The organism is Streptomyces sp. enrichment culture, from assembly GCF_964273255.1.
Lineage (GTDB): Bacteria > Actinomycetota > Actinomycetes > Streptomycetales > Streptomycetaceae > Streptomyces.
In genome coordinates, this window is record NZ_OZ186835.1 from 84,863 (window position 1) to 110,136 (window position 25,274).

Consider the following 25,274-nt stretch of genomic DNA (forward strand, 5'->3'; position numbering starts at 1 on the left):
GATGAGGAGCCATGACATGAACGCTCGCAAGGGCTCGGTGCTCTGCAACATCACGGTCTCGCTGGACGGGTACGCGGCCGGCCCGAACCAGACGGAGGAGCGTCCGTTCGGTGACGACGGCGACGACGGCACGGGCCGCCTGCTGCACGCCTGGATGTTCGACACACCCGAGGAGAACCGGGCCGAGGCCGAAGCGATGACGCAAGCCCGGGCGTTCATCATGGGGCGCAACATGTTCGGCCCCGTACGCGGCGCCTGGGACCGGCCCTGGAACGGCTGGTGGGGTGACGAACCCCCGTTCCGCGCCCCGGTGTTCGTGCTGACCCACCACGCCCGCGCACCGCAGCCGATAGCAGGCGGCACCACCTTCCACTTCGTCACCGACGGCATCACGTCGGCCCTGGCCCGTGCCCGTACGGCTGCGGGTGACGGCGACGTGTCGATCATGGGCGGTGCGACCACGGTCAACCAGTACCTGGCCGCCGGGCTCGTCGACGAACTCCGCCTGCACATCGCGCCGTTCACCATGGGAGCCAGTACCCGGCTCTTCGACGGCGTACCGCCGATGAGGCTGGAGCAGTCGGCGGTGCGGTCGGCGCGCCTGGCCACCCACGTGACCTACCGCGTGCTGCGCCGGCAGCCCGGCCGGTGACGCGCCGGTACGGCTTCGGGGTCACAGTGCGGCGGGTCCCCCCGCCGCACCGCCTCGCGCACGGCACTCGCGGGGCCCCCGGACCGACGCGGGGTGACACCCGGTCAACCCGGTAGCCCGGTGAAGCCGGTCAAGCCGGTGGCATCCTGCGCTCAGCTCACTGCGCGATCGGTGACACCGCCACGCAGCCCGCCGCCGACACCGCTCCTGCCCCGGAATTCTCGGCCAGCTTCTTCCCCTCGTGCAGGATCCTGCAGGTGAGCCGGCCCGAGTCCTGGTCGGCCTCCACCAGGACGGGGAGGACGGTGGGCGCCTCGATGCCGCGCAGCTTCACCGTCTTCCGCCATGGCAGTTCCGGCTCGTCCACCGTCTCGAACTCCGGGTTGCTCGCGTCGCCGCCGCCCGCGTTGAACTCGATGAAGTCGACCTTGTCGCCGGTCACTTCGTAGGTGACCTCGTATTCCTGGTCGATCTGCCGGTCGACCTCTTCGACCAACTCGTCCTCCGCCTTCTCGGCGACCTCGTCACCGACACCGGAGCAGCCGCCCAGCGACAAGAGGACTCCTGCCGTGGCCACGGCGATCGTGCGTGGGCGGCGACGGACGGCTTTCATGGTGGGACCCCCCAGTAGGACGCGGCAGCGGCGTGCATCCGCAGAGAACCCGCTTCGACCTGCGAAGTCAAGCCGCACAGCGGGCCGGTGAGGAAAGTGCCCGGTGCGGCCGTCCACCGCGTGCACGGCTCGCCGACGCTGCAGTGAGGGACCCACGTGGACAGCCACCACAGCGGTGACGTCGGACGGATCAGCGGCGGACGGCAGGCCCGCGCCAGACGCCGCTCGCACCCCGTCGAGCACGTCTCCGGGACGGGACGGTCCGCTCGGCCGCACACGTACGATCTCTCGCCATGACCCTTCGTCCCGCGCAGGTGAACATCAAGGCAGTCGACGCCCGGGCGATCGGGCGTTTCTGGGCGGAGGCTCTCGGCTGGACCGCCTACGACGCCGGCGTGACGACCTGTGTCGGTCCTCCTGGCGGCCTGGTCTGGCCGGACCCGATCGGCCTCTCCATCGACGTCGTGCCGGTCCCGGAACGGAAGACGGCCGTGAAGAACCGCGTCCACCTCGATCTCGCCACCACATCCCCCGAGCATCAGGCGGCCGTGGTGGCCCGGGTCCGGGACCTCGGCGCGACGCCCGTCCGGGTGGGCCAGGGCGATGTGCCCTGGGAAGTGCTCGCCGATCCGGAGGGCAACGAGTTCTGCGTGCTGGAGCCCCGGGACGTCTACCGCGACACCGGGCCGGTCGCCGCGGTCGTGGTCGACTGCGCGGACCCCCGGCTCATGGCACGGTTCTGGGGCGCGGCCCTGGACTGGACGCTGCACGACGCGACCGACCGGTTCGCGGTCTTCCGGTCCGCCACGGGAAGGGGGCCGTATCTGGAGTTCATCCGCACACCGGACCGTGAGGCAGCGCCGGACCGCGTCCATCTCGACCTGCTACCGGGGCCCGGCCACGACCAGGCCGCCGAGGTGGCCCGCGTGCGTGCTCTCGGTGCCACCGACCTCGACCTCGGCCAGGGCGATGTCCCGTGGGTGTGCCTGTCGGACCCCGAGGACCACGAGTTCTGCGTCCTCGCGCCGCCCTGAGACGCACGGCCCCCTCCCGCTCTACGGCCCCCTCCCGCTCGCGCTGTCCCACTCGGCGTCGTCCCACTCCACGCGTCGTCGCGTTCCGTTCCGGCCGCGAACGTGCCGCGGCCGGCGGCAGTGCCCATCATGGTCGTGAGGGCCCCCGTCCGGCCGTCCGTCCGGCCGTCACCGGAGCCGCCGGGGGGGAGGAAGGGACGACCATGGAACTGTTTCCGCCCATCCCGCTCGCCGAGTGGCGCGACACCAAGGAGACCCTGCACCGTTTCGCCCAGGTCGTCGGCAAGATCCGGCTCGCCGCGAGCGTCCGGCGGAACCACTGGTGGAACGTACCCTTCCGCCTCACCGGGCGCGGGACCACCACCTCCCCCATGGGTCAGGTGGACGGCAACCCGATCTTCACCATCGACTTCGACTTCGTGGCGCACCGGCTGGTCGTGTCGTCCCTGGACGGCAGGGAGATCTCGTTCCCGCTCGCCGGACGGTCCGTGGCCTCGTTCTACGACGCGGTCATGGAAGCACTGGCCACGCTGGGTGTCCGGACACGGCCCGCGCTGGCCAGGCCCTTCGACCTGCCGGACTCCGGACGGCCGTTCGGCGACGATACGGAGCACGCCACGTACGATCCCGTGCAGGCCAACCGCTACTGGCGCGTTCTCAGTCAAGTGGCCTCCGTCCTGGAGGAGTTCGCGGCCGGATACTCCGGCAAGGTCAGCCCGGTGCACCACTTCTGGCACACCTTCGACATCGCCCACACCCGCTTCTCCGAGCGGCACGTTCCCCAGCCCGCGCGGACGGACCCGGTCACCCGGGAGGCGTACTCCCGTGAGGTGATCAGCTTCGGTTTCTGGTTCGGGGACGACACCTTCCCCGAGCCGGCCTTCTACGCGTACACGGCGCCCGAGCCCGCGGGCCTCCCCGACGACCCGCTGGAGCCGGCGACGGCCCACTGGCTCGACCGGGGCGCAAGCCACCTGGCCGTGCTGCGCTACGACGACGTCCGCGCGGAGACCGACCGGCGCGCCGCCGTGCTGGCCTTCTACGAGAGCGCCTACCGGGCCGGTGCGCGCAGGGCGGGCTGGGATCTCGAGGCTCTGGCCTGCCCGGGCGGGGTGACGGACCCCGGCCTCCGGCCGCACGGGCACGGGGACGCGGTCGCGGGCTGATCCTCGGCGCTCCGCACGTATCCCATGGTCTCGGCGTCACGCCGGCCGTGGTCCGTGCCCTGGCCCGCTCGGCCGATCTCCGGCCGGTCTCCGGCCGGGGGCGGGGTGGGGGCGGGCTGGGGTGCGGTCGGACCGGCCTGTGCTTGAGCAGACGGTTCGTCAAGTAGGTGAATCCGTAACCGAGATGGAGCCCTGCCTCACTGCGTACGTCCCTAGACTGCGATCATGAACCTTGACGTCACGCCGTCCGCGGCATCGGCCGACGGCGCCCCGGATCCTGCCCTCTTCGCGACCATGTCCACCATGCGGGCCATGCGCCGGCTGCGGCCCGACCCGGTGCCCGACGAACTCCTGGACCGGCTGATACAAGCCGCGGTCTGGGGTCCCAGCGGCGGCAACATGCAGCGTTACGAGTACGTCGTCGTCACCGACCCGGCGGTGATGGCCGAGCTGGCGCCGCTGTGGGAGCGCTGCGTGAACGCCTACCTGGCGACCACCGGCAAGTACGCGCCGGCCGGCATGGACGAGGCGGCGTACGGCCGCATGGTGGCCGCGATCGAGTACCAGCGCGACCACTTCGCCGAGACCCCGGCGCTGGTCATCCCGTGTTACCGGTTCCCTGAGCCGAGGCTCGACCCGGAAGGGCTGCAGCGGTACGCGGAGGAACTGGGGCCCGACGGCACGGCGCACATGGCCAGGATCGAGGAGCGCTTCAACGCCCTGGCCGAGGGGTCCTGCGTCTACCCGGGCGTGCAGAACCTGCTGCTCGCGGCCCGCGGGCTGGGCCTGGCCGCCAACATCACGATCTGGCACCTGATGCTGGAGGACGAGTGGAAGGCCGTGCTCGGCATCCCTGATGACATGAACACCTTCGCCGCCATCCCGGTGGGATGGCCTCGCGGCAGGTTCGGTCCGGTCAGCCGCCGTCCGGTGGCGGAGGTCGTGCACCGGAACCGCTGGTAGCGCGCCCCCACCGAGTCCCCCTGACTCCCCCGGGCGGGGCACCTCCTGTGCCTCGCCCGGGGTGGACGTCCACCCTTTCAGGGGCTCGGACCCCCACGTCGTCGCGCGGGACGATGGCCTCCGACACGATCGCCGCGCCGGCCGGCCGGCTGACCGGCTGACCGGCTGACCGGCGGCAACGGCAGACGACTGGGGGCGCCGCCGCCGGCCCTCGGTGAACGGCCCCGGTGACCCCGGTGCGGTGCCGGCGCCTCGCGGGTGAACCCCTGAAGATCCAACCCCGGCGCCTGGCCGGCCGCACCCCGTCGGCCGCACCCCGTCGGCCGCACCCCGTCGGCGGCGCCTCGCGGTCAGCCGGCGCCCCGGTGCGGGCCGGTCGGACGCCGGACGCGGATCCTCTCCCGGTGCGTCCCCGCGCTCCGGCGCCCCCGGCCAGTCGGCGGTCACCAGCCAGTGGCGGGCGACCAGGCGCACGCCCTCGTCCGTCTCGTAGGCACGGAACGCCTCGGTGGCCGCGTCACGGGCGCGGTCGACGGCGTCGGGGGCGGCGTCGCGCAGCCAGTGGCGCATCGGCCCCCAGCCGAACAGGAAGGCGGTGGCGTCCGCCGCGTCGCGGCCCCAGCCCTGCGGTACTTCGACCGGCTCCACGGCGACGGCGTCGAACCCGGCGTCCGACAGGATGTGTTCGGCGCGCGCCGGGTCCGCGAAAGCGGCGGGGCCTGTCTGCGCCGGCGCGGAGAAGTCGGGCAGCGTGACGTGTTCTCCGACGGCTTCGAAGATCACCGCCTGGTCCATCCGCAAGACGGACTGCGGACAGACGAAGGCGATCCGTCCGCCGGGCCGCAGGGCGCGCCCGATGTTCGCGAACGCGGCGACCGGATCGGCGAAAAACATGACGCCGAAACGGCTCAGCGCCACGTCGAACGAGGCCTCCTCGAACGGATGCACCTGGGCGTCGGCGAGGAGGTGGGTGACGTTGTCGAGGTGCTCGTCGGCGGCGCTCGCCCGGGCCCGTTCGAGCATGGGCTCGGACAGGTCGACGCCCACGGCGCCGGCTGCGGCGCGCGCGGCGAGCCGGGTCAGACGGCCGTTGCCGCAGCCGATGTCCAGCACCCTCTCCGTGGCCCGGATGCGGGCCGCTTCGAGGAGCGGGGCGTTGGCGGGGTCGTTGAGCGCGTCGTAGCGCGCCTGGTGCTCGGCCCAGTGCCGTCCCTCGTAGCCGTTCCACGCCTCGGACTGGTGGGTGTTCACGATCCGGTTCTCGGCCATACCCCACATCGTGCCGCATCGCGCGGCAGCCGTCCCGGACGGTCGGCGCGCGGGCAAGCGGGCGAGCGGGCGAGCGGGCGAGCGGGCGAGCGGGCGAGCGGGCAAGCTGAGCGTGCGGGCGAGCAGGTGGTCGGCGGTTTCCGGCAGTCGGGCGTTCGTGAGGACGGTCGCGCCCATCGCTGTGCGGCTCACGCTCCCTGGACGGCGCTCCTCGGCCCGGAAGGGAACGGACGGGGGCCCGCCGCCGACACGGGGCCCCTGCTGCGCGTGCGGTCCGCACGCTGGGGTTCCGGGTCGGCGGCGGGCGGTGGCAGCCGTCGCAGTAACGGACTCAGGACTGCGGGCGCTTGCCGTGGTTCGCCGCGCTCTTGCGGCGCGCCTTCTTCTTCCGGCGCCTCTTCGACGACATGGAGGACCTCCCTCAGGGCTGAGTCGGGCTGTTTCACTCCCCCGGCCTTGCTGTACCGCCGGGGTCGACGGCCCATTGTCGCCCGTCGCGTCCGTCCTGGCCAATCGTGGTCCGACCGTCGGTGGAAGGCCCTTCTGCCCTGGTCGGGCGCGTCGCCCCCGTCGTCCCCCGTCGCCCCGGGTCATCCGCGCTCACCGGCATCGGGCCCCACGGGTGGCCAGGGGCGGTGGCATGGTGGTCGCCGAGCCGCGGCATCCGGGGAGGCGCACTGGCTGCGGGAGAGGCACCGCCCTCCGCGGGACGCGCGGGCTGCCCGGGTTTCCTGAGGAGGCCGGCGTCGCCGGAGGCGGCTCCCGGAGGTCGGGACGGTTGTCGCCGGGCCGCCCCCGGGCCACGATGTCCCCAGTCCCCAGCACGTCGCCCCCGCGGGAGGCCAAGGTGACCGATTCCTGGGTGGCTCTCGAGCCAGGAGCCGACCCTGCCGAGCGTGTCCGCGCGCTGCACCGGGCGCACGCGGCCTTCACCGAGGCGGGGACGGTGCCGCGCCCGGTGCGCGGAGTGGTCGCCGAGTCCTGGCGGCGGTCGGCACGCGCGGGGGTCCACCCGGACGGCGGCGCCGACGTCGAACTGGCCGACGGGGACCTCGGGGCCTACCGTGCCGAGCACCCGCTGGCCCATGTCATGCCGCTCATGCGGGAGTTGCTCGGGTCGTTCGCCTCCGACGGGCGTCATCTGCTGGCGGTGTGCGACGCGCACGGGCGGCTGTTGTGGGTGGAGGGCCACGCGGCGACGCTGCGGCAGGCGGAGCGGATGAACTTCGTGGCGGGCGCCCGGTGGTCGGAGAGCGCGGTGGGGACGAACGCGCCGGGCACGGCGGTCGCCGTGGGGCGTCCCGTGCAGGTCTTCGCGGCCGAGCACTTCGTGCGGCGCGCGCAGCCGTGGACGTGCGCGGCGGCGCCCGTGCACGATCCCCGGACGGGGCGTCTGCTCGGCGCCGTGGACATCACCGGCGGGGACGGGCTGGCGCATCCGCACAGCCTGGGCTTCGTGCAGGCGGTGGCGCGGGCCGCGGAGGCGCAGCTCGCGCTGCTGGGCCCCCGGCATCCGCCGGCCGGCGGCCCGGAACTGGCGGTGCTGGGCCGTGACCGGGCCGTGCTGACGACGGGCGGGCGCACACTGCGGCTCAGCCGCCGGCACAGTGAGATCCTCGTCCTCCTCGCCACGCATCCCGGTGGCCTCACCGGTGACGAACTGCTCTGCGCCCTGTACGAGGACGAGTCGGTGACGCCGGTGACGCTGCGGGCGGAGCTGGCACGGCTGCGCCAGGTGCTCGACTCCCACGGCGCCGGCCCCGGTGCTCCCGGCCGCCCGGAGGGACTGCTCGCGTCACGTCCCTACCGGCTCACCGCGCACTTGGAGTCGGATCTCGCCGTCGTCGAACGCCGGCTCGCGTCGGGTGCGGTCACCGGCGCCCTGGCCGCCTACTCGGGTCCCCTGCTGCCGGCGTCCCGGGCACCGGCGGTCGTACGGCTGAGGCAGCGGCTGGCCGACGGGCTGCGGGCCGCTCTGATCAGCGGCGCGGACCCCGATCTGCTGGCCGACTGGGCCCACGCCCCGTGGGGTGAGGACGATCGTGAGGTGTGGCGGGCGCTGACCATGGTCCGCCCCACGGCGGCGCACCGGGCGCGACTGGCCGCTCTGGAGGCGGAGTTGGCAGCCCCGGGCGGCGGGTACCGCTCCGGCTTCGAGGCGGAGTAGGCGGCGCGCTCCCGCCCGGTGCCGCCGGCGGCGGAAGGCCGCCGGCCAACGCGATGGGGCGGACGCTCCCGGCACCGCTACCGTCGGGGCCGCGGTGTGACGCGCGTGCCACGCAACGTGCTTGCAACGTCCGCCTCCCTACGCTCCCGACGCAGAGCTGCCCAACGGCGGGCAGCGCTGCTGAAGGAGGCCAGTTCCGCATGACTCGATACGCGGCGCCCGGGAGCGAGGGCGCGATCGTCTCCTACCAGTCCCGTTACGACCACTACATCGGTGGGGAGTACGTGCCGCCGGTCCGGGGCCAGTACTTCGAGAACCCCAGCCCGGTCAACGGGCAGCCGTTCGCCGAGGTGGCCCGGGGTACGGCCGAGGACGTCGAGGCGGCGCTCGACGCGGCCCACGCGGCGGCGCCCGGCTGGGGACGCACGGCGGCGACCGAGCGGTCGGACATCCTGCTGAGGATCGCCGACCGCATGGAGGCCAGCCTGGAGGCGCTCGCGGTCGCGGAGAGCTGGGAGAACGGCAAGCCCGTACGGGAGACGCTGGCGGCCGACATCCCGCTGGCCATCGACCACTTCCGCTACTTCGCCGGCGCGGTGCGCGCCCAGGAGGGCTCGCTCAGCGAGGTGGACGACGACACGGTGGCCTACCACTTCCACGAGCCGCTGGGGGTGGTCGCCCAGATCATCCCGTGGAACTTCCCGATTCTGATGGCGACCTGGAAGCTGGCGCCCGCGCTGGCGGCGGGCAACGCGGTCGTGCTGAAGCCCGCGGAGCAGACGCCGGTCTCCATCCACTTCTGGCTGAGTCTCGTGGCGGACCTGTTGCCGCCGGGCGTGCTGAACATCGTCAACGGCTTCGGTCCGGAGGCGGGCAAGCCGCTCGCGTCGAGCCCGCGGGTGGCGAAGATCGCCTTCACGGGAGAGACCTCCACGGGCCGGCTCATCATGCAGTACGCGGCCGAGAACCTGAAGCCGGTCACGCTGGAGCTGGGCGGGAAGTCGCCGAACATCTTCTTCGACGACATCTGGGAGAAGGACGACGACCTGCGCGACAAGGCCCTCGAAGGGTTCACCATGTTCGCGCTCAACCAGGGCGAGGTGTGCACCTGTCCCTCCCGGGGGCTGATCCAGCGCGGCACCTACCCCGACTTCATCGCGGCGGCCGTCGCCCGCACCGAACTCATCAGGCCGGGGCACCCGCTGGACACCGACACGATGATCGGCGCGCAGGCGTCGAGCGAGCAGCTGGCCAAGATCCTTTCGTACATCGACATCGGCCGGGACGAGGGCGCGAAGGTGCTCACGGGCGGTGAACGGGCCGAGTACGACGGTGACTTGAAGGGCGGCTACTACGTGCAGCCGACCATCTTCGAGGGAGACAACCGGATGCGGGTCTTCCAGGAGGAGATCTTCGGCCCGGTCGTCTCGGTGGCCTCGTTCGACGACTTCGACGACGCGATCAAGATCGCCAACGACACGTCGTACGGTCTGGGGGCGGGCGTGTGGACCCGCGACATCAACACCGCCTACCGCGCCGGCCGTGCCATCCAGGCGGGCCGCGTCTGGACCAACTGCTACCACGCCTACCCCGCCCACGCGGCGTTCGGCGGCTACAAGCAGTCCGGGATCGGCCGGGAGACGCACAAGATGATGCTGGACCACTACCAGCAGACGAAGAACCTGCTGGTGTCGTACTCGCCGAAGAAGCTGGGCTTCTTCTAGACGGCTCGGCTGAGAGGGGCGCCCGACCGGGGACCACCCGGCGGGCGCCCTGTCCGACGCAGACGCCGCGGGCCCGCGCCGCGGGCCGCGAGGCGGCCTCGGTCGCGAGGTCTCCCACCGGACACCCCGTGTTCCGGCCGACTCCGCCCAGCGGTTCCGGTCAGGCCAGGCCAGGCCAGGGGTGCCCTGAGTCGTGCGCTCCGCCTCGTGCGTCGCCCCTTCCGACCGCCATGGCCCGGGACGCCCCGCCGTGGGCTCCGGCTCCAGCGACCATCCGCGGCTCGTTCTGGAGTGGGCCCCGGTCGAGGACTGGGGCGGACCGTCCGGCTCGTGGCTCGGCGGCGGTGTGGCGGCGCCGCCGCCTCGACCGGCCGCGGTCCGGGACGACGACGGGGGGGGCGACGGGGGTCAGCGCGGCGGGTCCGGCTGTCCGAGGAAGCGGCCGAGCGACGCGGCGGCGCCGCTCGGCAGCTCGGCCACCGCGGTCTCCGGCAGCGTCGCGACGACGGCCCTCAACCGCGCGGCCGGTTCCGGCAACCGGGCCCAGGCGGACGCGGGGACGCCGACGGCGGCGAGGAGCAGGTCACCCTCGTAGAAGCGCGCGTCGAGCAGGGGTTCCTCGGCCAGCAGCCGTACCACGAGGGGAAGGACGAAGGGCAGGGCCACCTGCTGGACGACGAGCATGCGCAGCTCCTCGGGACCGAGTTCCCCCAGGGGCACACGTCGCAGTGCGTGCACCTTGCGGATCAAGGGGGTCGCGTCGGCGTCCGGAGCCGGCCACCGGGGCGGGTCCAGCTCGTCGAGCCGGCGGTCGAGGTGCAGCAGATGGTCCATGGGTTCATTCTCATCGGCCGGCCCGCCGGCGGTGCGGGGATTCCGGGGAGTCAGGGACGTCCGGTGCGCCCGGAGAGTCCGGTGAGGGCTGCCGACGGCGGGCTCCTGCGCGGGGCCGGTGCCGCTCACGTGCGCCGGGGTGGACGTGGCCGGGCGTACACCGCCGCCGGGAGGGGTACCCGTCCGGCCCGCGACCGGCCCTGATGCGCCGGCGCACGCGATGTCGGGCCGAACGGCACGCGCCACGCCCGGAGAGAGGGCCGGCGCGCGCCACGTCCGGAGGAGAGGGGAGCCGGCCATGCCGCAGCACTTCGCCGTGGGTGACCATGTGCGGTGGAATTCCGAGGCGGGTCACGTCGAGGGCGTCATCGTCCGGAAACACACCCGCGACGTGACGTTCAAGGGGCGCACCCGACGCTGTTCGCAGGAGCATCCGCAGTACGAGATCAAGAGCGACCGGACCGATCACATCGCGATGCACAAGGGTGACGCGCTGACGAAGGTGTAGGGGGTGCCGGTGGTGACGGGTCCCGTGCACACGGTGGGGCACTCCACGCGGACGTTCGACGAGGTGCTGGAGATGCTGCGCGTCCACGACATCAGCTGTCTGGTCGACGTGCGCTCGTTCCCGGCCTCCCGGAAGCACCCCCAATGGAACCAGGCGGCCCTGACCGAGGCCCTGCCGTCGGACATCGGGTACCGGTGGATCCGGCGGCTCGGCGGCCGCAGGCACACGCCGAAGGGTGTCCCCAGCGAGAACGGCGGCTGGCGGGTCAAGGCGTTCCGCGACTACGCCGACTACATGGCCGGTGAGGAGTTCGCCGCCGGGCTGCGCGAGCTGCTGGAGCTGGCCGAGGCCGGCCGCCCGGCGATCATGTGCAGTGAGGCGGTGCCGTGGCGGTGCCACCGGCGGCTCATCACCGACGCGCTGCTCGTCGCGGGGGTGGAGGTCGTGCACATCATGTCGCGCACGGCGTCGAAACCCGCCTCCCTCAACGAACTCGCGCGGGTCCAGGACGGACGGCTCACCTATCCGCCTCCCGCATGACCTCCGCCCCCGGGCCTGACCTGCGCCCCCCGGCCCGACAACCGGCCCCCGGCCGGCGTCCGGTCCTCGGCCGGCGTCCGGTCCTCGGCCGGCGTCCGCCCGGCGGTCGACATCCGCCCCGCGGCCGGCACGTGCCTCCCGCCGCCCCGGGCCGGGGCGGGCGCCGCGCGGGCCGCTGCGGGGCCGGGCGCTGCTGCGCTCAGGCCGGGGTGGCGGCCCTCCGCACGGGGAGCATGGTCTCCACGGGGTTGTTCGCGAGGTGGTCGAGGACCAGCCGGTTCAGCAGGGACGGCTTCTCCAGCGGAACGGTGTGCGAGGCGCCGGGGACGACGGCCAGCTGGGAGCCGGGGATCGCGCGGTAGAGGGCGATGGTGTGCTCCAGGGTGACCAGGTCGTCGTCGCCGACCAGGACCAGCGTGGGCACCTCGATGTGGGCCAGGTCGCCGATGGTGAGCGCGGGCTGGGTGCGCCACATGTCGAGGACCTTCCGGGCCACCTCCGGCCAGTGGCCGGGGCCGTCCGGGCTCACCGCCTCGTAGAGCTCACGGAAGAAGGCCACGTCCGGGCTCTCGGGACGCATCCGGTCCAGCATCCCGGGGTCCGCCCAGCACTCCGGACCGGGGCGGAAGTTCGCCCCCACGACCACCATGGTGCGGACCAGGTCGGGCCGGGCGAGGGCGACCAGCAGGGCGACGACGCCGCCGTCGCTCCAGCCGACCAGGTGCGCGGGTCCGCCGACGACCGTCTCGACGAAGGACACCGTGTCGTCGGCCATGTCCCGGTACGTCAGCGGCCCCGGCACGTCGGGGGTGTGCCCGTGGCCCCGGCGTTCGGGAAGGAACAGCCGGTGGGCCGCGGCGAGATCGGCCCGCTGGGCGCCCCAGGTCTCGTTGGTGCAGAACCCGCCGTGCAGCAGGACGAGCGGTTCGCCGCTCCCTTCCGTCTCGTACCAGGTCCTGACACCGGGAAGCCCGACGTACTCGCCCATCGCAGACCCTTCCGACGTGGTGCGTGCCCGCGTCGTCCAGTCTCCGCCGCTGGTCCGGCACCCCGCAACGCGAGGGCTGGTGGCGTACGAGCCCGGCCGTCCGGGCGGGCACGCCACCAGCCGTGCGAACAGCGCCCTCAGGAGGTCTGGGCCCTGTCGTAGAGGGCACGCGCCACGTCCCCGAAGTACGGGCCGAACATCCTGTTGGGCAGGAAGATGTAGCCGAAGCTGTTCACCGACACCTGCAGTCCGGTCCCGGTCGCCTCGTCGAAGCCGGTGAACCAGGGGCCGCCGCTGGAGCCGCCGGTCATGTTGCAGCCGAGGCTGTGGTCCTGGGAGAAGAGGAAGTCCCGGGAGCTGTTGCCGCTGCAGTGGATGAGTCGCGAGCCGTCGTAGGGCGACGCCGCCGGGAAGCCGAAGGCGTACATGGGCTTGTTGTAGCCGCCGTTGAACTGGAGCCCCTGTGCGCCGACCACCGAGGTGAGGGTGCGTCCGTCCAGCGGGGCGACGACGGCGGCTCCGACGTCGTGGTTGATGTCCTCGCTCGCTTCCCACTGCGGGGTGGTCAGCGTCTTCGTCGCGGTCCACTGCCCGTACGGGGCGTCGCCGTTGTCGTAGCCGGGCACGAAGACCCAGTTGGTGTGCCAGCTGCCCTGGTACTTCACGCAGTGGCCGGCCGTGATGACCGTGCTGGCGTTCTGGCTGGTGACGGCGTTGCCGGAGCAGGAGGCCGTGCGTCCCTGGAAGGTGAAGAACACCCGCCCGGACGTCCGGGCCACCGCTCCCCCGCCCGTCCAGGGTGCACCGGCCTGCGGGAAGGAGGCGGGGGCGGCACCGGGCACGACGGTGGCCGTCCGCCCGCGGGGCGCGGGCTTGAGACTCCGGGCCGCGTCGGGTGTGAGGTGCAGATCGAGCGGGGTGGCACCGCGCATGCGCTCGGGTGTCCAGTACGTGCGGGATGCCTGCTGTTGCGCGAGGGGGACGGAGTGGGCGACGGCGGCCGACGGCTTCTCGGACGGGTGCGGGGCCGCGGCTCCCGCGGCGCCGGCGCCGGAGAGTCCGGCGGCCAGGAGGGCCCCGAGGGCCACCAGGATGCCCGCGGCGGTGCGGTTGCGTCTCACGCATGCCTCCTTCTGCCGTACCGGGACCGAGGGATCCCGGCCGGGTGAGGGACGAAGAGCGGTGCGGATGGACGTGCGTGACGCAGAGTGCCATGCCGGGCCGCTTTTGTCAGGGTCGCGTCAATAAGATGTCCGATTGTGAACGTCGGGCCCCCGTGCGGGAGTTGAGCTACGGCCGTCCGCGGAAGGCGGGCTCCCCGGGCGGCCGTCCGGGTTCGTCGCCCTCTATCGTGGGGCGATGCCCACACCCCCCATCGAACGACCGGCCGATCTCGACGCGGTGCGCGACTCCTACGACCGGGCGGCCGACAACTACGCCCACATGGTGCTGACCACGGGAATCGGCGACATCCGCCGGCATCCCTGGCTCAAGGCGTCGATCGACGCCTTCACCGACAGCGTGGACGGCCTCGGCCCGGTCCTCGACGTCGGGTGCGGCCCCGGTACCGTGACCGCCTACCTCGCCGAACGCGGGCTCGACGTGTCCGGTGTCGACCTCTCCCCCCGCATGATCGAGAACGCCCGGCGGCTGCACCCGGGGTGCCGCTTCGCCGTCGCCTCCGCGACCGAGCTCGACCTCGCCGAGGCGTCACTGGGCGGCGTGCTCGGCTGGTGGTCGCTGTTCAACCTCCCCCGCCACGTGCTCCCGCAGGTCCTCGCCCGGTTCGCCCGCGCCCTCGTGCCGGGCGGTCACTTCATCACCGCCACCCACGTCGGTGACGACGACGTGCCGCGCACCGAGGCGTACGGAGGGGTGCCCGTCCGCTGGACGACCCACCAGTGGCGGCCCGAACGGCTGGTGGAGCTGATCGAACGGGCCGGCCTCCGCCCGGTGGCCGAACTCCGGCTCCCCGCCGACGAACACACCGGCCCGGGAGTGGTCGTGATGGCACGGCGCCCCGGCTGAGGACCGGGGCGGCGGACACCCGGGGCGGCAGGTCACGACCCGGGCGAGGACCCCGCCGCCGCACGGCGCGCTCCGTCCTCCGTCCCGGGCCCGTGCCATACGGCCCGGACAGCGGCGGGTCCGGGGGCGCACGGCTCGCGGGCGGCGCGGACCGAACCCGGCCGGGCGGGGTGAACGGCCCGTAGGGTGGGGCGGCATGACCGACTCCGCCGCCGGGGTCACCCCCGAGCTGGTCCGCGCGCTCCTGCGGGACCAGCATCCCGACCTGTCCGAACTGCCCCTCCGCGAGGTGGGCGGCGGCTGGGACAACCGCATGTGGCGTCTCGGGGACACGTTGGCCGTCCGCGTCCCGCGCACCGAACGCGCCCCCGGCCTCCAGCTCAAGGAGCGCCGCTGGCTCCCCGTCCTGGCACCGCGCCTGCCGCTTCCGGTGCCGGTCCCGGTGCGGGCCGGCACGCCGTCCGCGCTCTTCCCCGGGCCGTGGACCGTGATGACGTGGGTGCCCGGCAGCCCGCTCGACGCGGCCCGGATCGACCGGGCCGGCCACGCGGCCGACTCGCTGGCGGAGTTCCTCCGGGCGCTCCACCAGGAGGCGCCGGCCGACGCACCGGCCGCCACGGACCGGGGCGCGCATCCCGCGGACTGCACGGACGGTTTCCAGCGGTTCCTGGACGCCATCGCGCCCGACGGCCTCCCCGACGGCATTCGGACCGGCGTCCGGGACGTCTGGCACGACGCGGTCGCCGCATCCCGCGCCCGGGGACCGGCGGTGTGGCTGCACGGCGATCTTCACCCCGCCAACGTCGTCGTCTCGGAGGGGACGCTCTGCGGTGTCGTCGACTTCGGTGACCTGTTCGCCGGCGACCCGGCCTGGGACCTCGCCGCCGCCTGGCTGCTCCTGCCCGGGGACGCGACGCGACGGTTCTTCGAGCGGTACGCGCGGGCCGACGCGGCGACCGTCCGGCGTGCTCGCGGGCTCGCCGCGCTGAAGGCCCTGTTCCTGGTCCTCATGGGGCAGAACGGGGAGCGGGGTCTGCCGGGCGGCAAGCCCGCCTGGGGACCGGCGGGCCGGGCGGCGCTCCGCCGGGTCATGGACTGCGACCCGGCGCGGGACGCCTCCGCGTGAACGGGCTCGCGAGCCGGCCCGCGACGATCCCCGCCCGCGCCCGCCGGACTACGCGCCCGCCGCCACGCGGAACGCGATGCACACGACCGGGGTGTCGTCGTCCACGGGTGTGCCCGCGTCGGCCCAGAAGCGGCGGTGGACGGCGCGCCAGTCGTCCAGCGACGCGTCGCCCTCGCCCTCGGCGCGGGCGTGCTCCCAGGGAACGTCGGCGAAGGAGCATCGGGTCACTCCGGTGACCTCGAGCGTGGCGACCGCGCTGCCGTCGTTGTCGAGCAGGGCCAGCCGCTCCCCGGCGAACTCCAGGCCCTCGGTCTCCTCGGTGTACTCGGCCAGCAGTCCGGTCGTGGCGGTCTTGCGGCCTGCCAGCACCAGGGAGTTGAGCCGGTCGCGCATCTCACCGGGTGCACCGAGCTCCAGGGCCCGCATGCCGTCGACCCGTGGCCACATGACCCCTCGCCCCATTCCTCGTCCGCGCGTCGGCGCGGGTTCACACCGACGCGATCATTATGGCGCGCGGTCCGGCCGGCGACCGACGGGCCCGGGCGACGCGCGCGGTCCGGGCGACGCGCGCGGTCCGGGCGACGCGCGCGGTCCGGCCGGAGGCCGCCGCGCGGCGCGACGGTCGATCCCGCCGCGGCCACGGACGCTCCTCCCGGCGGCGCTGCCCCTCCCCCGGCGTCAGGGGGTGTCCCGGCACCGGTCACGGACCTCCGGTTCCGGCCGGAACCCGGCCGACCGGTAGGTGGCGACGGCACCGGCCAGGGCACTGGGCGTGCAGACCAGCGCGCTGGAGGAACCGAGTTCCCGCAGGGCGGCCGCCGCCGCGAGGGTGATCGCCCTGCCGTGGCCACGGCCGCGGTGGTCCCGGTGCACGCCCATGGGTTCCAGCAGGCCGGGCCTGCCCGGGCCCGCCGACCAGACCGTCACCGCCGCCACCGGCACGTCCCGTTCGTCGTGGGCGACCAGGCACCGGGCGTCGGCGTACGGTGCGCCGGTTGCCATGGCGTGCCAGCGGTCGTCCGTGAACGTCGACCCGTCGAACGCGGCCCGGTGGACGGCGGTGCGCACGGGGGCCGACCTCGGGCCCGTCGTCCGGATGCGCAGCCCCGGGTCCTCCACCGGATCCGTCAGGTCGCGCCGCAGCGGGGTCCACGGCTCGTCGGTGCTCCAGCCGGCCTCGGCGAGGAGATCCTGGACCCGTGCGTCCGCGGGTGCCTCGACGTTCACCCGGCCGCCGGGCAGCACACCGCGCTCCGGGGCCGACACGTCGTCGGCCAGCCGCCGGGCCAGTTCCTCGTCCTGCCGGACGTCCGGCGCGGTGGTCAGCCGCAGCAGTGCGGGGCCGTCGAGCAGGCCGACGGCGAGGAGGCGGCCGTCGCGGTGCCACGTCCTGACAGCCGAGGCCGTGGCGTCGGCACCCCACCGCCCGTACCAGCCCAGGTCGCCCGGATGCAGCTGCATGGGGGCGCGGTCGTGCTGCCATTCCCTCAACGCGGCCACGGCCTCCGGCAGTTCGTCGACTTCGGGCACCCGGATCACCATGGTCATGGCGCCGAGCACACACCGCGGGCCGGTCCTTTGCAATCGGTTTTCGGCTCGGCGAGCGGAGCCGGAGGCGGCGGAGGCGGAGGCGGCAACCGTGCGGGTTCCGTGGTGGACCAGCCGTGCACCGGGGCTTCCCCGGCCTCTCCGGGGTCGCCGCGTCAGTGTCCGGCCGCCGCCTTCACCAGGGCGATGGCCACGCCGAGCGCGGCGTCGACCAGGCCGGCGACGAGGGCCGCGAGGGCGCCCGCGCCCATCCGCAGGCCCCCGACGCAGCCCCAGACGAACAGCGAGGCGACGCCCACTCCCGCTGCCGTCAGCAGGGCGGCGTTCAGCGACATGACGTCCAGGGCCGCCAGGGCGATGGTGACGGCCGGCCCCGCCGCACAGGACAGCAGCGGGCTGCTGACGTGGAGCATGCGGCGCAGTTCGGCGCCGGTCGCGTAGCGGCGGTGGACGGTGCGGTGGGCCTGCTGGTCCGCGACGACCGCCGCGAGCCACAGGGCGAGGGCCGTGGTCAGGACGGTGGCGATGGCGCCCCTGGGCCCCGCGTTGCTGACGGACAGGCCGATCACCACCGCGATCATGGTGATCGTGGCGTAGATGCGTTCCTTGAGGCGGCCGGCGACGGCTGCCGCGTCGGTGACGGCCGCCTCCCCCGCCGGTGTCGCCGGTCCCCGCCGCGGGTCGTCCGTCATCCGTCGGCCCCGCCCCGCACGGCGCGCGGCGTGCCCTGCTCCGGGCCCGCCGCGGACGGGGCGTGGGGCATGGCGAGGTGGGCCAGGTCTCCGGGAGGCGGGCTCGCGTGCGGCCAGAGGGGCGCGGGCATGCCGTCGGCGATCGCGGCGGGGGCGTCGGTGAGGTTCATGCGGTCGCGGAGACGGCCGTAGAAGTCCATCGTGCCGAGCCGGGCGACCCGCAGGCGGCGCGGGGACGCGTAGACGCCGACCCAGTCGCCGGGGCCGAGCACGCCGCGGAGCTGGCCGTCGATGCTGATGGCGGCCCGGCCCGAGCGTTCGAGGACGCGCAGTCCGACGGGCTCGTCCGGGGCGGCCAGCACCGAGCGGTTGAAGGTCATGTGCGCGGCGACCGGGGTGAAGACCAGCATCTCGGCACGCGGGGAGACCACCGGGCCGCCGGCGGCGAAGCTGTACGCGGTCGAGCCCGTGGGCGTCGCCACCAGCAGGGCGTCGGCGGAGTAGGACGCCAGCAGCCGGCCGGCGATGTAGACGCCGACGGAGACCTGGCGGTCCCGGGCGAGCTTCTCCAGCACCACGTCGTTGAGCGCCGCCACGTCGAGCGGCACGCCCCACTCGCCGCTCGTCTCGCAGTCGGGGCGCACGCGGGTGGGCGGCAGCAGCGGGCCCCGGCCGTACCGCATGAGGGCCCCGATGTCCGAGGGCACCTCCAGGCGTCGGGAGGCGCGCATGGTCAGCAGCATGCGTCGTTCCTCCTCGACGCGGCCGCCGTGCACGGCGTCGAGGGCCGCGCGCACGGTGGTCATGGGTACCTCGGTCAGGAAGCCCACCCGGCCGAGGTCGACGCCGAGCACGAGGGCGTCGATGGCGGCGGCGAGGCGTGCCCCGCGCAGGAAGGTGCCGTCGCCGCCGAGCGTGACGACGAGGTCGGGGTCGCCCGCGGCGGCGACCTCCTCGCGGGCGCTGTGGCGGCCGCCGTCGGCCCACACGTCGATGTCCTTGCACTCGACGCCGTGCTCGGCGCACCAGGCGCGGACCGTACGGGCGGCCTCGGCGGCCTCGGGGCGTCCGCCGTGCACGACCATGCCGACCCGGGTCACCGTCATCTTCGCCTCCCGCGCGTCCCTGCCCTGACCGGGTGGCCGCCGTCCGCCCCGCCCGCCGCCGTCTTGGCCGACGTGACCGGGCGGGTGCGGTGCCGCCCGGCGCTCCCGGCCACTCACCGCCCGCCATACTCGTCCGCCCGGGGCGGGCGGCGCGGCGCGCCACGCCGCCCCGGGCCGCCTGTCACCCGGGGCCCGCACACGCCGGACGGCCCGGTACCGCGGGTGCGGTACCGGGCCGTCGGACGGGCGGAGCGGTCGGTCAGCCCTGGCGGGCCTTGAAGCGCGGCTCCTTCTTGTCGATGACGTAGGTGACGCCCCGGCGGCGCACCACCTGGGCGCCGGGCCGGGACTTCAGCGAGCGCAGGGATGCGCGCACCTTCATCGTGACTCCTCGGGAAGCGGCCGGGCCGCCTCCGTCGCCGGACCGGCGGCGGAGGAGACGCGGGGGGCGGGGGTCAGCGTTCCTCGCGGAACAGGACGTGTCCGCCCGCGACCGGGTCGTACTTGCGCAGGACGAGCCGGTCCGGGTCGTTCAGCCGGTTCTTGCGGGTCACGTACGTGACGCCGGTTCCGGCGGTCGACCTCAGTTTGACGACCGGCCGTGTGGTGCTGCGTGCCATGGGGTGCTCCTTCCGCGACCGTCCGTCTGCGTCGACTCGCGCATGCCGGACAGGGTGGGCGAGGTGGACAACGGCGCCGGCGGGCGCCGTATTCCGCTGGTGCGCGGCCGTGGAGGGCGGTCGCCTGCGCGGCGAACGGCTCTGCGGGGCTTCAGCCGGACGATCGTCCCCGCAGGCAAGGGGTGAGGCCCGGGGACACTGTCCCCTCCACGGCCACGCCTTCCCCAACACGGCACCCGCCGCGGTTGTTCCCGGGCGGCCGGCCGCCGGTGCGCTGTCCGGCGCGGGACGCGCCCGGGGGGACGCGGAGGACGGCCGGGCCCGCCGTCCGGCCCGTCCGGACCGCCGTGGGGCCCGGCACCGGGGCGGCGGGCCGCCGCCGGCGGGGCGCGTCGCGCGGAACCGCGTGCGGGCACGAGCGGGCCGTAGTAGGTCTGGTGGCGTCACACGTCCGCGTCCGTTCCGCGTCCGTCCGTGTCCGTCCGTGTCCGTCCGTGTCCGTCCGTCTCCGGGAGGCTCCCGTGTCCGTCCGCCGTGTCATGCCCGTCATCCGTTCGCAAGCCGCCGAGGAGCACCGGGAGTTCTACGGCCTGCTCGGCTTCGAGCCGGTCATGGACCTCGGCTGGATCGTGACGCTCGCCTCGCCGGCCGCTCCGACCGCCCAGGTCGGCATCATGGCCGAGGACCGGACCGCCCCGGTCACCCCCGACATGAGCGTGGAGGTCGACGACGTGGACGCCGCGTACGCCGTCCTGCGGGACAGCGGCGCCGAGATCGTCCACCCGTTGCAGGACGAGGAGTGGGGTGTGCGGCGGTTCTTCGTCCGCGATCCCGCCGGCCGGGTGGTCAATGTGCTCGGCCACCGTCGCTGACGCTGTCCGCGGGAGCGTGCGGCGTCCCGTCCGCACGTCCGGCGTGCCCGGGCCGCCGTGGCGTCCCGGGACGGCCGGACGGCTACGGATCCGGCGCGGACAGCGGCTGTTCCGTCCAGATGATCTTGCCGTGGGGCGTGTAGCGGGTGCCCCATCGCCCGGCGATCTGGGCCACGATCATCAGCCCCCGGCCGCCCTCGTCGGTGGTGCGGGCGTGACGCGGGCGCGGGGAGGCGTTGCCGGTGTCGGAGACCTCGCAGATGAGGGTGTCGTCGCGGATGAGCCGGAGGGAGACGGGCGGGGCGGCGTAGCGGATGGCATTGGTGACGAGTTCGCTGACGATGAGTTCCGTGGTGAACGCCAGGTGGTCCAGGTCCCAGTCGGACAGCTGACGGACGACGAGACCGCGGGCGTCGGAGACCGCGGCCGGGTCGCTCGGGAGGTCCCAGGAGACGACCTGGTCCGGGGCCAGGGCGCGCGTGCGGGCCAGGAGCAGGGCGGCGTCGTCCGGCGGCTGGCCGGTGAGCAGGGCGTCGACGGCGCCCTGGCCGATCTCCTCCAGGCCCGGTCCGGGCGCGGTGAGGGCCTCGCTCAGGCGGGTGAGGCCGGCGTCGATGTCGCGGTCGTGGGTGCCGACGAGACCGTCCGTGAAGAAGGCCAAAAGGGTTCCCTCGGCCAGGCGCAGCTCGGTGGACTCGAAGGGCAGGTACCCCAGGCCGAGGGGCGGGCCGGCGGGCAGGTCCAGGACCTCGGCGGTGCCGTCGGGGCCGACGACGAGGGGTGGTACGTGGCCGGCGCGGGCCAGGGTGCAGCACCGGCTGACCGGGTCGTACACGGCGTAGAGGCAGGTCGCGCCCATGAAGGCGGCCGCCGCGTCCGGATCGTGGCCGTCCGCGGTGGTCTTCCTGCCGTCCGGGCGCATCAGTCCGTCGACGAGGTCGTCGAGGTGGGCGAGCAGTTCGTCGGGGGCCAGGTCGAGGTTGGCGAGCGTGCGCACGGCGGTGCGCAGCTGCCCCATGGTGGCCGCCGCGTTGAGGCCGTGGCCGACGACGTCGCCGACGACGAGGGCGACCCGGGCGCCGGAGAGCGGGATGACGTCGAACCAGTCGCCGCCGACCCCGCTGGGCGCGTCGGCGGGCTGGTACCAGGAGGCGACCGTGAGGGCGGACCCGCCGGTGAGTCCGCGCGGGAGCAGTGAGCGCTGCATGGAGCGGGCCGCGGTGCGCTCGCGGGTGAAGCGGCGGGCGTTGTCGACGCAGAGGGCGGCGCGGGAGACGAGTTCCTCGGCGAGCCGGATGTCGTCGTCCTGGAAGGGGCCGGAACTGCCGGACCGCGCGAAGGTGGCCACGCCCAGCGTGGTGCCCCGGGCGCGCAGCGGGACCACCATGAGGGAGCGGAAGTCGTACTTGATGAGGGAGGCCCCGAGGGTGGGGTCCTGGGTCACCCAGGGGCTGGCGACCCGGTCGAGGCTGCGTTCCACCAGGGTCCTGCCGTCCTGGAGGCACCGGGTCACCGGGGAGATCCGGGCCCGCCGGACCGCCTCCCCCACGGCCAGGGTGGCCTCCGGACAGCCCTCGCGCACCGACGCCTGGCCGGCCCGGCGGATGACGGGTGTCATGCCCACCGGCCCGGGCGCCGGTTCCTCGCCGCGCATCACCGAGTCGAGCAGGTCGACGGCGACGAAGTCGGCGATGGCCGGCACGGCCTCGTCGGCCAGTTCCTGCGCGGTCCGGGTCACGTCCAGGGTGCTGCCGATGCGGGCGCCCGCGTCGTTGAGGAGGGCGAGGCGTTCCTGGGCGCGGTGGCGTTCGGTGGCGTCGATGACCATGTAGAGGATGCCGACGGTGCGGCCGTGGCGGTCCCGCATCGGGAAGAACGACACCGAGGAGGCGCGCTCCCGGCCGGAGTCGTCGGTCTTGGCCCGGATCTCGTAGTCCGTGACGGGGTGGCCGGTGTGCATGACCCGGCGCATCCGCTCCTCGAGGGGTGCGGCCTCGTCGGGGGGCAGGATGTCGACGGCCCGTCGCCCCAGGCGCCGTTCGACGGGGATGACCCGGTCGAGGGCGGTGTTGACCCAGACGTAGCGCAGATCGGTGTCCAGGACGGCCATCCCGATGGGCGCGTGCATGACGAAGGGGTTGGCCATCAGCTGGCTGACACCGCCGCCGGGCACGCGCCAGAAGGCCCGCCCGGGCGGCCGGCCGGCGTAGCGGCCGAAGAGGAGGGCGGCGAGGGTGGCGGCGAGGACGCCCGGCACCATCTCGTAGAGGCCCGATTCGAGCGGTCCGAGCAGGGGGTTGACCGACTCCCACAGCAGGACGGTGGTGGCGCCGGCGACGATGCCCGCCATGGCTCCGGCCCAGGTCATGCGGGGCCAGTACAGCGACAGCAGCACGACCGGCCCGAACGCGGCGCCGAATCCGGCCCAGGCGTGGGCCACGATGCTCAGCACTCCGTCGCCGCGCAGCGCGATGAGGCAGGCGATCAGGATGACCAGGACGACGGCGCCGCGGCCGATGCGGACCAGGGACCGGTCGGGGGCGCGCCGGTCGAGGAAGGCCCGGTAGAAGTCCTCGGTGAGGGCCACGGAGGACACGAGGAGCTGGCTGTCGGCGGTGGAGATGATCGCGGCGAGGACGGCGATCAGCATGATTCCGGCGACCCAGGGGTCGAGCAGGACGCGGCACAGGGCGATGTAGACCGTTTCGGGGTCGGTGAGCGGTACTCCGAGTTCCCCGATGCCCGCGAGGCCGACGAGGGTGGCCCCGGCGAGCACGACCACGACCCAGCCGGTGCCGATGCGCCGGGCCGCGGGGATGTCGCGCACGCTGCGGATGCCCATGAAGCGGGCCAGGATGTGCGGTTGGCCGAAGTAGCCGAGGCCCCAGGCGAGCAGGGAGACGATGGCCAGCGCGCCGAGCGTCCCGTCGGACGTCCACTGTCCGCCGTCGTAGGCCACGCGGGCGCCCAGCCGGGTCAGGCCGGGCTCCGCACGGTCGAGGTCGTCGCCGAGTTCGCCGAAGCCGCCGAGGGAGGCGACGGCGGTCAGGGAGACCACGACCAGCGCGACGGCCATGAGCGCGGCCTGCAGGACGTGGGTGAGGCTGATCGCCAGGAAGCCGCCGAGGCAGGAGTACAGGACGATGAGCAGGGCCGTGAGGGTCACGCCGACGCCGAAGCGGACGTCGAAGATCGTCTCGAAGAGCAGGCCCCCCGCGACCAGGCCGCCGGCGACGTACACGGTGAAGAAGACCAGGATGACGGCGGCCGAGACCATCCTGAGCGTCCGGGTGCGGTCCTCGAACCGCTCCTCCAGGTAGGCGGGCAGGCTGACGGCGTTCTCGGCGCGCTCGGTGTAGGTGCGCAGTCTCGGGGCGACGAAGAGCCAGTTCAGGTAGGTGCCGAGGGCCAGGCCGGCCGCCAGCCAGACGGCTCCGATGCCCGCCGCGTACACGGCGCCCGGGAGGGCCAGGAACAGCCAGCCGGACATGTCGCTGGCCCCGGCCGACAGGCCCGACACCAGGGGGCCGAGGCGGCGCCCGCCGATGGCGAAGTCGGCGAAGGTGCGGGTGCGGTGGTACGCCCAGAGGCCCGTGCCGATCAGCGCGCCCGCGTACAGCACGAACACCGTGATCGTCGGAGCACTCGTGGGGAACATGAACGTCCTCGTCGGCGAGGTTCACGATCAGGGGTGCGCCGTTTGCTCCACCCGATCAGCCCGAATCGGCAACTTGTCCCAAATGTACTCACGCATGTCGTCCCCCAGCATCCGGCCGCACGAAGGGACCGGCGCACGGGGCGGGGCGGCTCCCGGACGCGCCGGCCCACCGGCCCCGGCATGGCGGGGCTCACGGCCCATGCCCCGGCGCCTTGCGGCCCCTCGGCCGGGGCCCCGGGGCGCAGGTGGGGGCGCGCCCCGGCGGAGCCGGGCGGCATCCCCCCGGTCGCCCCTCCCCGTGCGCCGTGCGCGCCGGGAACGGCGGGCGCGCGGCGCGGGACTCAGCCGGGGGTGCGGCGCGGGACTCACGCGGGGGTGCGGCCGGCGGCCAGCAGCGCCGCCACCGTCGCGGCGGCGGTGCGGTGCCAGTGGCCGGCCCGGCGGAGCATGGCGTGGTCGCCGCCCGGCACCAGCCGCAGCTCGGCCCGCGCGCCGGCCTCGCGCGCCCGCCGGACGAAGGCCGCCGACTCCCGGGGGTCGGTCAACCGGTCACGGTCCCCGTGCAGCACGACGAGGTCCTTGTCCCGCAGGTGCGCCACCGGCTCGCCGTCCGGGCACCAGGGCGCGAGGGCCAGCACCCCGCGGACCTCCGGGGCCGCCGCGGCGCGCAGGGCGGCCCGGCCGCCCATGGAGTGCCCGACGAGGACGACCGGGACGTCCCCCGCGCGGCCGGCCAGTTCCCGCAGCGCCCGGCGGGCGTCGTGGAGGGGGTCGGCGTCGGCGCCGTTCCAGCCCCGGACGCGGTAGCGCACCTCCGCCAGCAGGACGTCGTCCGGGACGGCCGCGGCGACGGCCCGCACGAACGGTCGCATCCGCAGCGGCGCCGGATACCAGGGCCGGGAGGCGGCACGGCCGGCGGCGCTGCCGCCGTGCAGGAAGAGGACCGCCGCCCGGGGAGCGTGCGGGACGCGCCGGGGCCGCAGCGCGGCGGCGGGCGGGCGTGCGGTCCCGTTCCCTGCCATGCGTCTCCTCCTCAGCGGGGTGGTCGTGCCCGTCTGCCCGGCGCGGGCGCCGAGGGGCGGACCGGTGTCCGCGTGCGCCCGCCTCGTCCGGGTGGCCGTGCCCGGCGGGAGCGGCAGGTCCGCTGCCCGGGCGGGGGCCCGTCC

General features: G+C 74.4%; 24 protein-coding genes and 1 pseudogene. 11 read left to right on the forward strand and 14 right to left on the reverse strand.

What is annotated here, in order from left to right; genetic code table 11:
• Window positions 1-16: 16 nt before the first annotated feature.
• Complete coding sequence (locus ACSU53_RS00390) at window positions 17-652, forward strand: dihydrofolate reductase family protein (RefSeq protein WP_437024082.1); 636 nt, start codon at window positions 17-19, stop codon at window positions 650-652.
• 157 nt (window positions 653-809) lie between these two features.
• Here ACSU53_RS00390 and ACSU53_RS00395 read toward each other — a convergent pair whose 3' ends face one another.
• A complete protein-coding gene (locus ACSU53_RS00395; RefSeq protein WP_437024083.1) occupies window positions 810-1,265 on the reverse strand; it encodes an MmpS family transport accessory protein in 456 nt (151 codons plus the stop codon).
• A gap of 293 nt (window positions 1,266-1,558) precedes the next feature.
• Here ACSU53_RS00395 and ACSU53_RS00400 point away from each other — a divergent pair, with 293 nt between their 5' ends.
• The 3 genes from ACSU53_RS00400 (at window position 1,559) to ACSU53_RS00410 (ending at window position 4,428) form a co-directional block, all read left to right on the forward strand.
• Window positions 1,559-2,299, forward strand: a complete 741-nt coding sequence (locus ACSU53_RS00400; RefSeq protein ID WP_437024085.1) for a VOC family protein — start codon at window positions 1,559-1,561, stop codon at window positions 2,297-2,299.
• Between the two features lie 203 nt (window positions 2,300-2,502).
• On the forward strand, window positions 2,503-3,465 hold the full coding sequence (locus ACSU53_RS00405) for a DUF5996 family protein (protein WP_437024087.1): 963 nt from the start codon (window positions 2,503-2,505) through the stop codon (window positions 3,463-3,465).
• A gap of 225 nt (window positions 3,466-3,690) precedes the next feature.
• A complete protein-coding gene (locus tag ACSU53_RS00410) occupies window positions 3,691-4,428 on the forward strand; it encodes a nitroreductase family protein (protein WP_437024088.1) in 738 nt (245 codons plus the stop codon).
• Window positions 4,429-5,265: 837 nt separating this feature from the next.
• On the opposite strand, the pseudogene ACSU53_RS00415 reads toward ACSU53_RS00410, so the two are convergent.
• Window positions 5,266-5,874: pseudogene (locus ACSU53_RS00415) on the reverse strand (class I SAM-dependent methyltransferase); the annotation flags it as partial.
• A gap of 154 nt (window positions 5,875-6,028) precedes the next feature.
• On the reverse strand, window positions 6,029-6,106 hold the full coding sequence (locus ACSU53_RS00420; protein WP_382554740.1) for a 50S ribosomal protein bL37: 78 nt from the start codon (window positions 6,104-6,106) through the stop codon (window positions 6,029-6,031).
• Window positions 6,107-6,544: 438 nt separating this feature from the next.
• Here ACSU53_RS00420 and ACSU53_RS00425 point away from each other — a divergent pair, with 438 nt between their 5' ends.
• Window positions 6,545-7,864 (forward strand): GAF domain-containing protein, encoded by a 1,320-nt coding sequence (locus tag ACSU53_RS00425; protein WP_437024090.1) that lies wholly within the window; start codon window positions 6,545-6,547, stop codon window positions 7,862-7,864.
• A gap of 200 nt (window positions 7,865-8,064) precedes the next feature.
• Entirely contained in the window at window positions 8,065-9,588 is a 1,524-nt protein-coding gene (gene exaC, locus ACSU53_RS00430; RefSeq protein ID WP_437024092.1) for an acetaldehyde dehydrogenase ExaC, read from the forward strand.
• 408 nt (window positions 9,589-9,996) lie between these two features.
• Here exaC and ACSU53_RS00435 read toward each other — a convergent pair whose 3' ends face one another.
• Window positions 9,997-10,422 (reverse strand): contact-dependent growth inhibition system immunity protein, encoded by a 426-nt coding sequence (locus ACSU53_RS00435; protein ID WP_437024094.1) that lies wholly within the window; start codon window positions 10,420-10,422, stop codon window positions 9,997-9,999.
• 298 nt (window positions 10,423-10,720) lie between these two features.
• Here ACSU53_RS00435 and ACSU53_RS00440 point away from each other — a divergent pair, with 298 nt between their 5' ends.
• Window positions 10,721-10,930 carry a DUF2945 domain-containing protein gene (locus tag ACSU53_RS00440; protein WP_437024096.1) on the forward strand — a complete coding sequence of 70 codons (210 nt, stop codon included), beginning with the start codon at window positions 10,721-10,723 and terminating at the stop codon, window positions 10,928-10,930.
• Window positions 10,931-10,942: 12 nt separating this feature from the next.
• Window positions 10,943-11,470 (forward strand): DUF488 domain-containing protein, encoded by a 528-nt coding sequence (locus ACSU53_RS00445; RefSeq protein WP_437032947.1) that lies wholly within the window; start codon window positions 10,943-10,945, stop codon window positions 11,468-11,470.
• 199 nt (window positions 11,471-11,669) lie between these two features.
• Here ACSU53_RS00445 and ACSU53_RS00450 read toward each other — a convergent pair whose 3' ends face one another.
• Window positions 11,670-12,458 (reverse strand): alpha/beta fold hydrolase, encoded by a 789-nt coding sequence (locus ACSU53_RS00450; protein WP_437024098.1) that lies wholly within the window; start codon window positions 12,456-12,458, stop codon window positions 11,670-11,672.
• Between the two features lie 137 nt (window positions 12,459-12,595).
• Window positions 12,596-13,579 carry a trypsin-like serine peptidase gene (locus ACSU53_RS00455; RefSeq protein ID WP_437024100.1) on the reverse strand — a complete coding sequence of 328 codons (984 nt, stop codon included), beginning with the start codon at window positions 13,577-13,579 and terminating at the stop codon, window positions 12,596-12,598.
• Between the two features lie 238 nt (window positions 13,580-13,817).
• Here ACSU53_RS00455 and ACSU53_RS00460 point away from each other — a divergent pair, with 238 nt between their 5' ends.
• Both ACSU53_RS00460 and ACSU53_RS00465 read left to right on the forward strand, forming a co-directional pair.
• A complete protein-coding gene (locus tag ACSU53_RS00460) occupies window positions 13,818-14,486 on the forward strand; it encodes a class I SAM-dependent methyltransferase (protein WP_437024102.1) in 669 nt (222 codons plus the stop codon).
• A gap of 196 nt (window positions 14,487-14,682) precedes the next feature.
• The gene (locus ACSU53_RS00465; protein ID WP_437024104.1) at window positions 14,683-15,612 is read left to right on the forward strand and encodes a phosphotransferase; all 930 of its coding nucleotides are present in this window, start codon (window positions 14,683-14,685) and stop codon (window positions 15,610-15,612) included.
• Window positions 15,613-15,660: 48 nt separating this feature from the next.
• Here the strand turns inward: ACSU53_RS00465 and ACSU53_RS00470 are convergent, their stop codons facing one another.
• The 6 genes from ACSU53_RS00470 to rpmG all read right to left on the reverse strand — a co-directional run bounded on the left by ACSU53_RS00470 (window position 15,661) and on the right by rpmG (window position 19,578).
• Window positions 15,661-16,059 (reverse strand): ASCH domain-containing protein, encoded by a 399-nt coding sequence (locus ACSU53_RS00470; protein WP_437024106.1) that lies wholly within the window; start codon window positions 16,057-16,059, stop codon window positions 15,661-15,663.
• Between the two features lie 231 nt (window positions 16,060-16,290).
• Complete coding sequence (locus tag ACSU53_RS00475) at window positions 16,291-17,160, reverse strand: GNAT family N-acetyltransferase (protein WP_437024108.1); 870 nt, start codon at window positions 17,158-17,160, stop codon at window positions 16,291-16,293.
• A 155-nt stretch (window positions 17,161-17,315) separates the two neighbouring features.
• On the reverse strand, window positions 17,316-17,852 hold the full coding sequence (locus ACSU53_RS00480; protein WP_437024110.1) for a hypothetical protein: 537 nt from the start codon (window positions 17,850-17,852) through the stop codon (window positions 17,316-17,318).
• A complete protein-coding gene (locus ACSU53_RS00485; protein ID WP_437024112.1) occupies window positions 17,849-18,958 on the reverse strand; it encodes an NAD(+)/NADH kinase in 1,110 nt (369 codons plus the stop codon). The genes ACSU53_RS00480 and ACSU53_RS00485 overlap by 4 nt, the downstream gene beginning before the upstream one ends.
• A 259-nt stretch (window positions 18,959-19,217) precedes the next feature.
• Entirely contained in the window at window positions 19,218-19,340 is a 123-nt protein-coding gene (ykgO, locus tag ACSU53_RS00490; RefSeq protein ID WP_362096698.1) for a type B 50S ribosomal protein L36, read from the reverse strand.
• A gap of 73 nt (window positions 19,341-19,413) precedes the next feature.
• Entirely contained in the window at window positions 19,414-19,578 is a 165-nt protein-coding gene (gene rpmG / locus ACSU53_RS00495; RefSeq protein ID WP_164334076.1) for a 50S ribosomal protein L33, read from the reverse strand.
• Window positions 19,579-20,099: 521 nt separating this feature from the next.
• Here rpmG and ACSU53_RS00500 point away from each other — a divergent pair.
• Window positions 20,100-20,450 (forward strand): VOC family protein, encoded by a 351-nt coding sequence (locus ACSU53_RS00500; protein WP_437024114.1) that lies wholly within the window; start codon window positions 20,100-20,102, stop codon window positions 20,448-20,450.
• A gap of 82 nt (window positions 20,451-20,532) precedes the next feature.
• Here ACSU53_RS00500 and putP read toward each other — a convergent pair whose 3' ends face one another.
• Both putP and ACSU53_RS00510 read right to left on the reverse strand, forming a co-directional pair.
• On the reverse strand, window positions 20,533-24,108 hold the full coding sequence (gene putP, locus ACSU53_RS00505) for a sodium/proline symporter PutP (RefSeq protein WP_437024116.1): 3,576 nt from the start codon (window positions 24,106-24,108) through the stop codon (window positions 20,533-20,535).
• A gap of 365 nt (window positions 24,109-24,473) precedes the next feature.
• Window positions 24,474-25,130, reverse strand: coding sequence for an alpha/beta fold hydrolase (locus tag ACSU53_RS00510; RefSeq protein ID WP_437024118.1), 657 nt, complete (start codon window positions 25,128-25,130; stop codon window positions 24,474-24,476).
• Window positions 25,131-25,274 lie beyond the last annotated feature (144 nt).